The organism is Microbulbifer maximicatervae (SeqCode), from assembly GCF_052467225.1.
The window spans coordinates 1821605-1835244 of record NZ_CP174303.1 but is presented as its reverse complement, the minus strand read 5'-3'; the positions used below and the strand labels follow the sequence as shown (position 1 = coordinate 1835244).

10 protein-coding genes are annotated in these 13640 nt (G+C 51.9%); 5 read left to right on the top strand and 5 right to left on the bottom strand.

The window, feature by feature from the left end:
* Positions 1-3: 3 nt before the first annotated feature.
* From ACJJIZ_RS08005 to sdhC, 5 genes are all read right to left on the bottom strand, one after another.
* Positions 4-2835: a 2-oxoglutarate dehydrogenase E1 component gene (locus ACJJIZ_RS08005; protein ID WP_282933821.1), complete on the bottom strand. Its 2832-nt coding sequence runs from the start codon at positions 2833-2835 to the stop codon at positions 4-6.
* 211 nt (positions 2836-3046) lie between these two features.
* Positions 3047-3751, bottom strand: coding sequence for a succinate dehydrogenase iron-sulfur subunit (locus ACJJIZ_RS08000; protein WP_282933822.1), 705 nt, complete (start codon positions 3749-3751; stop codon positions 3047-3049).
* A gap of 19 nt (positions 3752-3770) precedes the next feature.
* A complete protein-coding gene (gene sdhA, locus ACJJIZ_RS07995; protein WP_444915771.1) occupies positions 3771-5543 on the bottom strand; it encodes a succinate dehydrogenase flavoprotein subunit in 1773 nt (590 codons plus the stop codon).
* Positions 5544-5546: 3 nt separating this feature from the next.
* Positions 5547-5915, bottom strand: a complete 369-nt coding sequence (gene sdhD, locus ACJJIZ_RS07990) for a succinate dehydrogenase, hydrophobic membrane anchor protein (protein ID WP_282933824.1) — start codon at positions 5913-5915, stop codon at positions 5547-5549.
* Positions 5909-6283 (bottom strand): succinate dehydrogenase, cytochrome b556 subunit, encoded by a 375-nt coding sequence (gene sdhC, locus ACJJIZ_RS07985; protein WP_282933825.1) that lies wholly within the window; start codon positions 6281-6283, stop codon positions 5909-5911. The genes sdhD and sdhC overlap by 7 nt, the downstream gene beginning before the upstream one ends.
* Positions 6284-6722: 439 nt before the next feature.
* Here sdhC and gltA point away from each other — a divergent pair, with 439 nt between their 5' ends.
* The 5 genes from gltA to ACJJIZ_RS07960 all read left to right on the top strand — a co-directional run bounded on the left by gltA (position 6723) and on the right by ACJJIZ_RS07960 (position 13294).
* Positions 6723-8012, top strand: coding sequence for a citrate synthase (gltA, locus tag ACJJIZ_RS07980; protein WP_413662987.1), 1290 nt, complete (start codon positions 6723-6725; stop codon positions 8010-8012).
* A 316-nt stretch (positions 8013-8328) separates the two neighbouring features.
* Entirely contained in the window at positions 8329-8865 is a 537-nt protein-coding gene (locus ACJJIZ_RS07975) for a hemerythrin domain-containing protein (RefSeq protein ID WP_444915770.1), read from the top strand.
* Between the two features lie 488 nt (positions 8866-9353).
* Positions 9354-11381: an FAD-dependent oxidoreductase gene (locus ACJJIZ_RS07970; protein WP_444915769.1), complete on the top strand. Its 2028-nt coding sequence runs from the start codon at positions 9354-9356 to the stop codon at positions 11379-11381.
* On the top strand, positions 11382-12734 hold the full coding sequence (locus ACJJIZ_RS07965) for a cytochrome c3 family protein (RefSeq protein WP_444915768.1): 1353 nt from the start codon (positions 11382-11384) through the stop codon (positions 12732-12734).
* A gap of 11 nt (positions 12735-12745) precedes the next feature.
* Positions 12746-13294, top strand: coding sequence for a Tll0287-like domain-containing protein (locus tag ACJJIZ_RS07960; protein ID WP_282933830.1), 549 nt, complete (start codon positions 12746-12748; stop codon positions 13292-13294).
* Positions 13295-13640: the final 346 nt, after the last annotated feature.

Sequence of the window (13640 nt, the reverse complement as noted above, 5' to 3'; positions counted from 1 at the left end):
CGGTTATTTGACGGTCAGCGCCTCGTTGATGAACTTATTCTGTTCTTCAAGGTGCGTGGACATATAGCCCGCCGCAGGTGCTGCGGATGGGGCGCGGCCCACATATTCCAGATCCAGCTTCGGATGGGTTTCCGACAACAGGCGACGCAAGTGGTGCTGGCTGGAGTACCAGGCGCCCTGGTTCATGGGCTCCTCCTGACACCAGGCAACACTCTTGATCTTCTTGAATGCGGAAACCGCTTCCACAAACTCTTCGTCCGGGAATGGGTACAGCTGCTCGATTCGCACGAACGCCACATCTTCCTGTTCGCGCTCCATACGGGCTTCCAGCAGGTGGTAGTAAACCTTGCCGGAACACAGAACCACACGCTTCACTTTGTCAGGATCTACACCCTGGTCCTGGATCACGTTGTGGAAGCGACCTTCCGCCAGCTCTTCCAGGCTGGAGGTGGCCAGCTTGTGACGCAGAATCCACTTTGGACTCATAATCACCAGAGGACGGCGCATTGGGCGCACCGCCTGGCGACGCAGCAGGTGGAAGATCTGTGCCGGGGTAGTGGCGTTACACACCTGGATATTGTGCTCCGCACACAGCTGCATAAAGCGCTCAAGGCGCGCAGAGGAGTGCTCTGGGCCCTGGCCTTCGTAGCCGTGCGGCAACAGCATTACCAGGCCGCACATACGGCCCCACTTGTGCTCACCGGAAGTGATGAACTGGTCGATTACAACCTGGGCACCGTTGGCGAAGTCACCAAACTGGGCTTCCCACACCACCAGGGACTTTGGTGTCGTGGTGGCGTAGCCGTATTCAAACGCCAACACCGCCTCTTCGGACAGCAGCGAGTCGTAGATATAGAAAGGCGGCTGGTCTTCAAACATGTGCTGCAAAGGCACGTAGCTCTGACCGTCTTTCTGGCTGTGAACCACCGCGTGGCGGTGGGAGAAGGTACCGCGACCCACGTCTTCACCGGTAAAGCGGACCATAAAGCCCTCTTCCAGCAGAGTACCGTAAGCCAGGGTTTCCGCCATGCCCCAGTTCAGAGGCAGGGCGCCACCGGCCATTTTGCGGCGGTCTTCATAAATTTTGGAGACCTGGCGCTGCATTACCACGCCATCGGGCACGTTGGTCATGCGAGTAGCGACATCCTGCAGCTTCGGCAGCGCATAGCCGGTATCTGCAGGCACCTGCCAGTCGTGGCCCAGGTAGGGGCTCCAGTCAACAAACATGGAGGAGTCCGGCTTCTTCACAAGACCGGTAGCAACGTCTTCACCGGCATCCAGTTTGTCGCGGTAGTCGTTGGCCAGCTTGTCTGCGGCAACCTTGTCCAGGATGCCCTCGCCCACCAGCTTCTCGGAATAGAGCGTGCGGGTAGTCTTGTGCTTGCGGATAGTCTGGTACATCAGCGGCTGGGTACCAGAGGGGTCATCGGTCTCGTTGTGGCCGCGACGACGGTAGCAGACCAGGTCGATAACGATATCTTTCTTAAATTCATAGCGGTAGTCCACCGCCAGCAGCGCGGCCAATACGACCATTTCCGGGTCGTCGCCATTTACGTGCAGCACCGGCGCATCGATCATCTTAGCGGGATCGGTGGAGTACTCGGTGGAGCGGGCATCTTCGCGTTTGCTGGTGGTAAAGCCCACCTGGTTGTTCAGTACGATGTGCACAGTACCGCCGGTGTAGTAACCGCGGGTCTGGGACATCTGCAGGGTTTCCTGCACCACACCCTGGCCGGCAAAAGCTGCGTCGCCATGGATGTTGATCGGCATTACTTTCTCACCGGTCGCATCTTTGCGGCGATCCTGGCGGGCGCGCACGGAACCCACTACCACGGGCGCACTGATTTCCAGGTGCGACGGGTTAAAGGCCAGGGCCAGATGCACTTCACCACCGGGAGTCATCACGTTAGAGGAGAAGCCCTGGTGGTACTTCACGTCACCGGAAGTATCGAGGGTCTTCTTGCCTTCAAACTCCTGGAACAGATCCGCAGGGTTTTTACCGAGGATATTGACCAGGGTATTCAGGCGGCCGCGGTGGGCCATACCGATCACCACTTCCTTCACCCCGTAGGTGCCGGAGCGACGGATCAGAGCGTCCATCATCGGGATCAGGCTCTCACCACCCTCTACACCGAAGCGCTTGGTGCCGGGGTACTTGGAATCCAGGTGGCGCTCCAGGCCTTCAGCGGCGGAAAGGCGCTGCAGGATTTCAATCTGGATGTCGGTGCCGAAGTTGGCTTTGGACTGGCTGCGCTCAAGGCGCTGCTGGAACCACTGCTGCTCTTCCAGGTTGGAGAGATGCATGATCTCCGCACCCAGATTGCCACAGTAGGTATTCTCCAGACCCTCGACGATTTCACGCAGGGTCGCCTCTTCTTTACCGAGGAACAGGCTACCGGTATTGAAAGTGGTATCGAAATCACCCTCAGTCAGGCCGTGGTAGCTCAGTTGCAGGTCGGGCACTTGTTCGCGAGCCATCAAGCCCAGGGGGTCAAGGGTCGCTTTTTTATGGCCGCGATGGCGGTAGGAATCGATCAGTTGCAGAACTTTAATCTGCTTGCGCTCGTGCTCAATATTGGCAGAGCCGGCCGCACCGGGAGCGGCCACCGGACGCGCGCGGTGTTTGCTGAGCAGCTCAAAGTGCTGGCGAACAGCGGCGTGGGAAACATCGCTGCTGCCCTCAACGCGGGGGAGGCTATCGAAATAATTGCGCCACTCCTCGGGGACACCGTTGGGGTCGTGCAGATAGGTCTCGTAAAGCTCCTCCACGTAGGCAGCATTGCCCCCGGAGATATGGGAGCTACGCCACAGCTGCTCCATGGTACTTTCGTGCATGTTGATGCCTACCTCAATTGCAGTGTGCTTATCTTCTCTTGAGCCACTGCGCTTTCCTTTCACTCACAAAAGGGGAGGCGCACAAAGCCACCTCCCCTTTTCAGTTTTTTACCGGTTAGAACCGGCTTTTTGTCGTTTGCTTGGCACCCTACCTGGCACCGGGTTCGCAGAGCGCGAACCCCAGCGGGCCGATAACCGGCCGCAGCATCCCCTACACGGCGCGGGTCAGCAGCATATTGCGGATATGGCCGATCGCGCGCGTCGGATTCAGTCCTTTCGGGCAAACATTGACACAGTTTTGAATACCGTGACAACGGAATACACTGAAGGGGTCATCCAGATTTGACAGGCGCTCATCAGTAGCCAGGTCGCGGCTATCTGCCAGGAAGCGGTAAGCCTGCAACAAACCAGCTGGGCCGATAAACTTGTCCGGATTCCACCAGAAAGACGGACAGGAAGTGGAACAGCAGGCGCACAGGATACACTCGTACAGACCGTCGAGCTTTTCGCGATCTTCCGGAGACTGCAGACGCTCGATGGCCGGAGCCGGAGTATCGTTTTGCAGGTACGGTTCAATCTTCTTGTACTGCTCGTAGAACTGCTCCATATCCACAACCAGGTCGCGGATAACAGGTAGGCCCGGCAGCGGACGCAGAACCAGTTTACCCTTGGGGGCAGCTTCAGACAGTGGCGTAGTGCACGCCAGGCCATTGCGACCGGAAATGTTCATACCGTCAGAGCCACAAACGCCCTCACGGCAGGAACGACGGAAAGACAAGGTCTGATCTTCGGCTTTCAGCAGTTCCAGAACGTCCAACACCATCAGGTCCTTGCCCTTGGTGTCCAGTTCATAGTCCTGCATATAAGGCGCTTTGTCGGTTTCCGGGTTGTAACGGTAAATGCTTACTTTCAACATACTCTATTCCGCTCCCGAATCAGTAAGTCCGAGCTTTCGGTTCAAAGGCTTCCATAGTGTTAGGCGCGAAGTTTACTGCACGCTTGCCAACACGTTTTTCCGTGGGGAAATACATAGAGTGGCACAGCCAGTTTTCATCATCGCGCTCCTGAAAGTCCTCACGGGCGTGAGCACCGCGGCTCTCAGTACGGGTCTCTGCAGCAACTGCAGTGGCCTCGGCAACTTCCAGTAAGTTTTGCAGCTCCAGCGCTTCAACACGGGCGGTGTTAAACGCGCGGCTCTTGTCTTCGAGGCGCACATTTTCAATACGCTCGCGCAGATCTGCAAGCTTCTTCACACCTTCGGCCATAAAGTCGCCGCGACGGAATACGCCGAAGTGGTTCTGCATCACGCCCTGCAGCTCTTTGCGCAGGTCGGCAGCCTTCTCACCCTTCTCATTGGTTTCCAGGCGATTCAAGCGAGCCATAGCGGCTTCGAGATCAGACTCGGAAGCTTCGCGGTGCTCGATACCTTCGCGCAGGGACTTCTCAATAAACAGGCCGGAAGCGCGACCGAATACCACCAGGTCCAGCAGGGAGTTACCACCTAAGCGGTTGGCTCCGTGTACGGACACACAGGCAACCTCACCACAGGCGTAGAAGCCATCAACAATCTGATCGTTACCCGCAGCGTCCTGGGTCAGAGCCTGACCGTGAACGTTGGTGGGAATACCACCCATCATATAGTGACAGGTAGGTACTACCGGGATCGGCACCTTAACTGGGTCGGCATGGGCGAAGGTCTTGGACAGCTCACAGATACCGGGCAGACGGCTGTTGAGCAGCTCTTCACCCAGGTGATCAAGCTTCAGGAATACGTGATCGCCTTCCGGGCCACAGCCGCGGCCGTCGAGAATCTCGAGAACCATAGAGCGAGCCACAACGTCGCGGGAAGCGAGGTCTTTGGCGTTGGGCGCATAGCGCTCCATAAAACGCTCACCATCTTTATTGATCAGGTAGCCACCTTCACCGCGACAACCTTCGGTCACGAGTACACCGGCACCGTAAATACCAGTGGGGTGGAACTGCCACATCTCAATATCCTGGACCGGCATACCGGCACGCAGGGCCATACCGACACCGTCACCGGTATTGATGTGTGCGTTGGTGGTGGAAGCGAAGATACGACCGGCACCGCCGGTAGCGAATACAGTCGCTTTGGATTTGATATAAACCACTTCGCCATCTTCGATGCACATGGCGATCACACCCACAACAGCACCGTCCTGGTTCTTCACCAGGTCAATCGCAAACCATTCGTTCAGGAATTCGGTTTTGTGCTTAACGTTGTTTTGATAGAGGGTGTGCAGCAGTGCATGGCCGGTACGGTCAGCAGCAGCACAAGTACGTGCAGCCTGGCCACCGCGGCCGAAATCTTTAGACTGACCACCGAAGGGGCGCTGATAAATACGACCTTCCTCAGTACGGGAGAAAGGCAGGCCCATGTGCTCCAGCTCAAATACCGCTTCTGGACCTACGGAACACATATATTCAATAGCGTCCTGGTCACCGATATAGTCGGAACCCTTAACGGTATCGTACATATGCCAGCGCCAATCATCGTTGGGATCTGAACTGGCAATTGCACAGGTAATGCCACCCTGGGCAGATACTGTGTGAGAACGAGTCGGGAATACCTTGGTAATAACCGCAGTTTTATAGCCTGACTGGGCCATCTGCAGGGCGGCGCGCATACCGGCACCGCCTCCACCAATTACAATCCCGTCAAATGAAATAGTACGCATGTTCGCCATTGCTTATACACCCCAAAGAATTTCAATGCCCCACACCGCGTACAACACGGCAACGGCAGCCAGAATCACTTCTACGAACAAGCGCAGAACAGTGGCTTTACCGCCCATCATCCGGTTGGTGATGTAGTCAGTTACCACGGACCAGAGGCCAATCCAGGCGTGAATAATGGTGGACAGCAAGGCAACCAGGCTGAAAACACGCATCCAGCGCTGGGCGAACAGTTCGGACCAGGCTTGGTAGCCGAAGTCTTTACTGAAAAAGATAAAACCCACTATAAAGAGGGTATAGGCGAGCAATATTACCGCAGTGACTCTCTGGTAGAGCCAATCGAAAGTACCGCTACGGCCAAAGCTTGTTACTGTTTTTACCACAACCATACTCCCGCCAGAAGAATAAGGATTACAGCCAGCACCAGCACTGACACAGCGCTGCGACGGCCGCCTTCGAGACTTTCACCTACCCCCATATCCATAAACAGATGACGAACACCTGCCAGAATGTGGTAAATAAGTGCCGCCAGCGATGCCCAGAGAATGAGCTTGGCAGGGATACTGTTAAATACCGCTGCAATTTCGGCGAATCCCTGCTCGGATTCCAAACTGACATCGAGCATCCACAGTAGTAGTGCAACAACAACGAAGAGCACTACACCGGAAATACGATGCAAAATGGAAACCACAGCGGTAGCGGGAAGCTTTATAGTGGAAATGTCTAAATTGACAGGTCTGTTTTTGTTCACAGGAAAAACACCTTGTTGCCCTGAACGACCGGGCGCCCGTTAGCTTTTCAATGGAGGGACGAGCTGCTTGCTGATTACTTTGCACTCGACCTGATGAAGCCTTATACAAAGTAGCCGTACCATGGCGCAAGCCGCGCGGATTATAGGCATTCACTAGTCAAAACACAACGAACGCCTGCGATTACGCCGGGTTCCCACCAGTATCGCGCAGTAAATCGGGAATCGCGGGATTTCCTCAGACTTTCCTGTGCATTATCTAGACAAATACTCTACGAGTATGGAGCGGAACCGGATATCCTGTCGCCAATAGACTGGTCGTCCATTCCTTTTGGTTTGACAATTTGCGGCGCGGCACTTAAGTTTGGCCCCGCTCAAAAGGCCGCTAGCTCCCGAAAACAGCGGGAAAAGGCCGGCATAAGAACATTTTTAGGAGTCCGCAATGTCCGATAAAAAAGCGCACCTCACAGTCGATGGTATCGACGGCGCCCTTGAGATGCCAGTTCGCTCCGGCACCCTCGGCCCCGATGTTATTGATGTCGGCGGTCTGACCAGTAAAGGCTTATTTACTTACGACCCGGGCTTCGTATCTACCGCCTCATGTGATTCCAAGATCACCTTTATTGATGGCGGCAAGGGCCAACTGCTGCACCGCGGCTACCCCATCGAGCAACTGGCAGAAAAATCCGATTACCTGGAAACCTGCTACCTGCTGATGAATGGCGAACTGCCCAACGCAGAAGAAAAGAAGAAGTATGTAGACACCATTATGTCTCACACCATGGTTCACGAATCCCTGGTGAGCTTCTTTAAAGGCTTCCGTTACGATGCCCACCCAATGGCGATGATGTGTGGCGTAGTCGGTGCCCTCGCTTCCTTCTATCACGACTCCCTGGATATCACCAATCCGGAGCACCGCGAGATTTCCGCCCACCGCCTGATTGCCAAGATGCCAACCCTGGCAGCGATGTGCTACAAGCACTCCCAGGGCATGCCCTTCATGTACCCGGACAATAGCCGCAGCTATTCCGAGAACTTCCTGCACATGATGTTTGGCAACCCCTGCGAGCCCAGCAAGATAGACCCGGTTGTCGCCAAGGCAATGGACATCATCTTCCTGCTGCACGCAGACCACGAGCAGAATGCGTCTACCTCCACTGTTCGCCTGGCTGGCTCTTCTGGCGCCAACCCGTTCGCCTGTATCTCTTCCGGCATTGCCACTTTGTGGGGGCCCGCTCACGGCGGTGCCAACGAAGCGGTATTGAACATGCTGCAGGAAATTGGCGACGAAAGCCGTATCGACGAATTCGTGAAGCGCGCCAAGGATAAGAATGACCCCTTCCGCCTGATGGGCTTTGGTCACCGCGTCTACAAGAACTTCGATCCCCGCTCCCGCGTAATGCAGGGCATCTGTGATGAAGTTCTGGGTGCTATGGGTGCAGAAAATGATCCCCTGCTGAAGATCGCCAAGAAGCTGGAGAAAATCGCCCTTGAGGACGATTACTTCGTAGAGAAGAAACTCTACCCGAATGTAGATTTCTACTCCGGCATTATTATGAAGGCTATCGGTATCCCCACCGATATGTTCACCGTAATTTTTGCCACCGGCCGTACTTCAGGCTGGATTGCACACTGGAATGAAATGATTTCCAATCCGTACAAAATTGGTCGTCCTCGCCAGCTGTATACCGGCTACCCGCAGCGCGATTATGTACCGCTCGAGCAGCGCTAAGCTCAAGCAATCAAAAAAACCCGGCTATGCCGGGTTTTTTATTAATTGAATATTTGAATTTATTTTGATTCTACTGGCGATAATCAACTACATTTCGATAAAAATTAAAAAGCAAAGATCTGAAGTGTGACACAAGTCCCATTTTGGAAATTTTGCTTTACTCGCCCCTTCCATAACAGTTAAACCAACTGTCATCCAATGTAAAATCCGCCACGCCCGCCGGGACCCAAACAGCTTTGCTTTCTTTAAGTTACCCCCAACTTCGCGGCGCTATCAGACCTAATAACAAACCTTTAAATTTACTGAGACTAAATTCATGCTTAGTTTTATTTCTGGAATGTTCCGAAGTAACAAAACAGCAGACGCGGCGGATCTTGAGGAAAAATATACTCGCAGCTCTTATGCAGGAGCTAAAGGTGCCCGCACAATCTCTTACGATCCCACTCTAATCAAAGCCCTTGAAGACGATCACCGCACCCTGATCAGTATTTTTCAGCGCATGTGGTCAGAGGGTTATGAGAAGCAGAACTACCGCCAGTTGTCGCAGCTACTGACCCAATTTAAATCTGGCTTCCAGGCCCATCTAATCAAAGAAAATGTACGTTTTTACGTATACCTGGAGCAAGCACTGGCTGGCGATGCCCACACACTGCAAGTAGTTAAAGATTTCCGCACCGATATGAATGAAATTGCAAATGCTGTTGTGCAATTTTGCAAACGCTATAACCACGAAGCCTTCACTCCTGAAATGGTTCGCGATTTCAAAATGGATTATCAGAAAATCGGTGAAGCGCTAACTCGCCGTACTGCCCTAGAAGAAAAAGAACTCTACGTCCTTTACCAACCCTCCTAAAAGCAACGTTTAGTTTTTTTATCAGGAGTAGTGAGATATTTAACCTAGGAATGCCGACAAGAAACAAATCTTTACAATAGGCATACTATTTTACAGTCCGCAGCCCACAAGGACGGGGCCGCATATTTTTTGGCCGCTCAGCGGTCACAAAGTAACTGGAAAGCACTCCCCTCACCCCGCCAATTTTTCACAATCAAATTAAATATAAGCACCGAATTTGGGCAAGATACATTTAGCCCTCAAAAAAACTGTGCACGCCAGTTAAATCCAGCCTTATTTTCCGACCTGACCTTACTTTACACCCAATTCTCTATCGTCATGCTCTAATCGGCACTAGACGTTTATTTAATTTTGTTTAAACATATAGGGATTAGAATTCAAAAAAACACTAAAGAGTGGGATATTAGTCTAAGAAAATTAGCAAGCCATCTGGCAGACAAATTAAAAATACAAAGACTAATAGAAAATCAAAGCAGTCGGGGGGAGGTATGACTGAGCTAGACGACACACTTGTCGAGCAATTACCAAGCGGCATCCACACTAATGATAACAGCTACCCAATTTATGTAATTATCGGTACTGGTCCGGTGGGCGTGCGTTGCGCACAAAAATTATTAGAATTCTGTGATGAAGCTCAAATTGTTATCTATGGGGCAGAAACAGAGTCTCCCTACAACCGGGTTAAACTTTCTCAATATCTATCAAGCCATGTAGAGTTGGAGGAGCTTGATAACCCTATTCTCAGTCAAAGTGACCACCGCCTGGCAGAATATATTGACCGTGAAATAGTCTCTATCGATCGCTCCCAAAAAACAGTCACCGATGCTGCAGGGAATATACAGCCTTATTCCAAACTAATAATAGCGACTGGATCAAATCCTATTATTCCGAAGATTCCGGGTGCGGACCTGCCTGGTGTTTACCCTTTTCGAAGTCTGCGTAACACCAATGATTTACTTGAGCTAAGGGAGCAGAATGCAGACATCTGTGTTATCGGTGCTGGTGCTCTGGGCCTTGAAGCTGCAACCGCGTTAAAAACACCTAAAAACAACATCACTTTACAATCCAGAGGACACTTACTCAGCGGGCTCCTGGGTGAAGAAGGAGAGGAGTTCCTAAAGTCCGCACTCACTGCACTGGGTGTAGAGTTAAAAATTTCGGACTCCCTAACATCCATTGAAGAGAGCGATAGCAAGCGCCTACTCACTTTTGAAAGTGGCGAAAAAATTCCCGTCGACGCTATCGTGTTGTGCACAGGGATTAAGCCGGAAATTAGCCTGGCCGAACAGAGCGGACTTTCAACTAAACGCGGAATCGTAGTCAATGAATGGATGCAAACTTCCGACCCGGATATTTACGCCGTAGGCGAGTGCGCTGAGTTTGACAAGAAAGTCTACCAATTGGTCCGACCGGGCTATGAACAAGCTGAAAGCTGCTGCTCACATATTCGTCGCAACCATAGCGGTAAATCTCTCTCGCAGCCCTACTCCGGCACTTATACCGATATTCAGCTGAAAATTGCCCATATTCCCTGCGGAATAATGGGAGAGGTAACCCCGGAAAACCTCAATCAGCAAGAGGGCGTTGAGAGCCATGTCTATCGCAATCGCTTTAAGGGGATCTATAGACGCTTATTTATCAAAGGCGAATACATCGTTGGGGCCATTTATATTGGCAGCTGGGATGAAGCCAATGAATTACGCCAGACCGTAGCACAGGAGCAAAAAATCTCTCTGCGCACACTGAAAGACTTTGAAAGCGAAGGGCGAGTTTTTGCCAAAAAAAGCGGCAATAGCATTAAAGATTTTCCCGATAGTTATCTGGTCTGCCAGTGCAACTCTGTCACCAAAGGGGAATTATGCAAGGCTATTTCCGCTGGGAAGCGCAATTTAAACGAATTGCAACAAGCGACAACAGCCGGGTCTGTTTGCGGTAGTTGCCGCCCGCTAATGGCTGAGCTTCTGGATGTGCCAGCTCCCAACTTGGTAATGCGACACTCCAAGGGGATATTGATAACTTCTGTTCTGTCATTAATCCTGATAGCCCTGGCTTTCCTGATGCCGCCAGCTCCAGTTTCCTCCTCAGTACAGACTGCACTTTTTTGGGAAAAGCTCTGGTACGACAATTTTTGGAAGCAGGTTACGGGCTATACCATTCTTGCTATGTGCCTGTTTACTGCCGCTCTCAGTATCAGGAAACGCTGGAATAAACTTAGCCTTGGGCATGTCGATCACTGGCGCTATGCACACAGCGTTACGGGTTTAATCGCTCTAATTGCACTCGCTGTACATTCAGGCTTCCGCCTTGGTGAAAACCTGAACTTGGCATTGATGCTGGTGTTTCTAACTGCAACCGCAACTGGTTCTCTCGTTGGCGTTTTTATGGCGCGAAACCACCATTGGACTGACCTGAAACTTCGCGAACACCGAAAATGGTGGTCTCGAGTTCACTATGCCCTGCTCTGGGCCTTACCAGTCCTTCTCGCCTACCATATTTTTGCGGTTTATTACTTCTAGATGAAATCATATCAATTTAAATTCTGGCATTACGGTGTATTGCTAACGCTGGCTATCGGCTCTGCGGTGGCATACAACCTTAACGTTGACGATAAATCTCTATTTATCAGTGGAGATGCCACGCACGGTCACCATCAAATTGAGCTGGCTTGTACCTCCTGCCATACCGATGGCTTTGCCGGTGAGGATGCTGTTCAGCAAGCTTGCCTGAATTGCCATGCGGAAGAACTGGAGCTTGTAGACGACTCACACCCCCGGCAGAAATTTCTAGACCCTCGCAATGCCGTGCTTCTGGAGACTCTTGACGCCCGGTTATGTGTAAGTTGTCACACTGAGCACAAGCCACAGATCACCGGAGAGATGGGCGTAACCCTGGCGGGCGACTTTTGCTTTCACTGCCACAGCGATATTGCCGACGAGCGCAGTAGCCACAAAGATCTGGGATTTGAAACCTGCGCGAGTGCGGGCTGCCACAACTATCACGATAATGGTTCCCTCTATGAAGACTTCCTTATCGCCCATGTTGATCAACCTGATCTATTGGAAACTGCAAAACTTCCCGCTCGTACAGCAGTTCAGTCCTGGCTAAATGAGCATTCAAATAAAGCCCCTTTAAAAGTTAGCGAGGCGGACATTAACAGTTCTAGCCAGACTGCAGAAATCGCAACGGTCTGGGCACAGAGTATTCACGCACAAACAGAGGTAAACTGCAGCAGTTGTCACGTCGATGGGCAAATGCAATTCAGTAGCGTTGAGATTGTCGAGCAATGTGCTAGTTGCCACAGCGATCAAAAAGAATCCTTTACTCAAGGAAAACATGGAATGCGCATGTCCAACAAGCTGGAAGAGGGCTTTATCCAGCAGGTCGGCGCCATCTCCCCGCAACAAGCCCGCCTTCCCATGAATACCAGCGCAACGGATGAATTGAGCTGTGTCAGTTGTCACGGGCCCCATGAAGTAAATCTGCAATTTGCCGCTGTAGAGGCTTGCCTGGGTTGTCACAGTGATGAGCACAGTCTCTCTTACAAAGAGTCCCCTCACTTCGATACCTGGAATTCAAACCCAGAGGGTGGCGTAAGCTGTGCCAGCTGCCATTTACCACGGGAAACCCATGGCGAACAGGTTGTAGTTAACCATAATCAAAATCATAACCTTCGCCCCAATGAAAAAATGATGCCCGTTTGCCTGAGCTGCCATGGAGCCGAATTCTCCCTTGCTGCCCTGGCTGACAAAACTCTGATTAACAATAATTTCAAGCATAAACCCGCAGAAAAGCATGAAACCTTCGAGCTGATCCGCGAGCGTATTGCAAGGATTACCAAAAGCAAAAACAAGCAAAATCAATCCCAATAGGAGGGGAAAATATGCGTATTGCCGCTTGTATTATCGCTGGACTGGCACTGCTCACCGGCTGTGAGAAAAACCAGGGAGTTGCTCCGGAGCGAATGGCGGATGCCATCTTTGCCGTTATCGAGGCAGACAGGGCCAACTACACCAACAAGGTTGTAAACCGCCTGCAGAACGAGGAGAAAATCCTTGACGCTGATGAGCACTGGCAAGATAAGAAATTGCTACCACTCCCCGCGCAGATGATGCGTATGGGAGCTGAGCGTGTTGCCGAAAATGAGTCTGGCTTTAACTATGCCCTGCTCTCTCTGTGGCCAATCAATAAGCAAAACAAACCGCGCACTGAGATGGAAAAAGAGGGCTTGCAGTACGTAATCGACAACCCAGGGAAAAACTTTTACGGCCGCGAAAAACTAGGTGATACCGAGTACTTCACTGCAGTATATGCGGATGTAGGTGTTTCACCTGCTTGTGTGAGCTGTCACAACGATCACGTAGACAGCCCGCGCACTGACTTTGAGCTGGGCCACACTATGGGTGGTGTTGTTATCCGAATCCCACTCTGATCAGTTAGTTAGTAGATAGCTGCGTCCGACTTTCGAGTCGGGCAACTCTCTCACAAAATATTGCCGGCGGATATTAGTCGGTGAGAACTTAGTTTAATATAATTTAAAAGAGTGGCGGCCGAATTCGTTTCGACCGCTCCCTCTTTTAAGCTGACTGGCTCTACTCCCGCTACTACCTCGCTGAAATCATTCAGACCAGTGGTTACCCGCTGTGGGCCTATTTCCGGGTCAGTCCAGTCTCCATTACGGCCCGCTTTTTCTTGGGCTTCGCTCCGCAAAGCACACCTAGGCATTACTATATTAATGTCAAAGTCCCGCAGAGCAAACCGACCAAGGTGATTGCAAT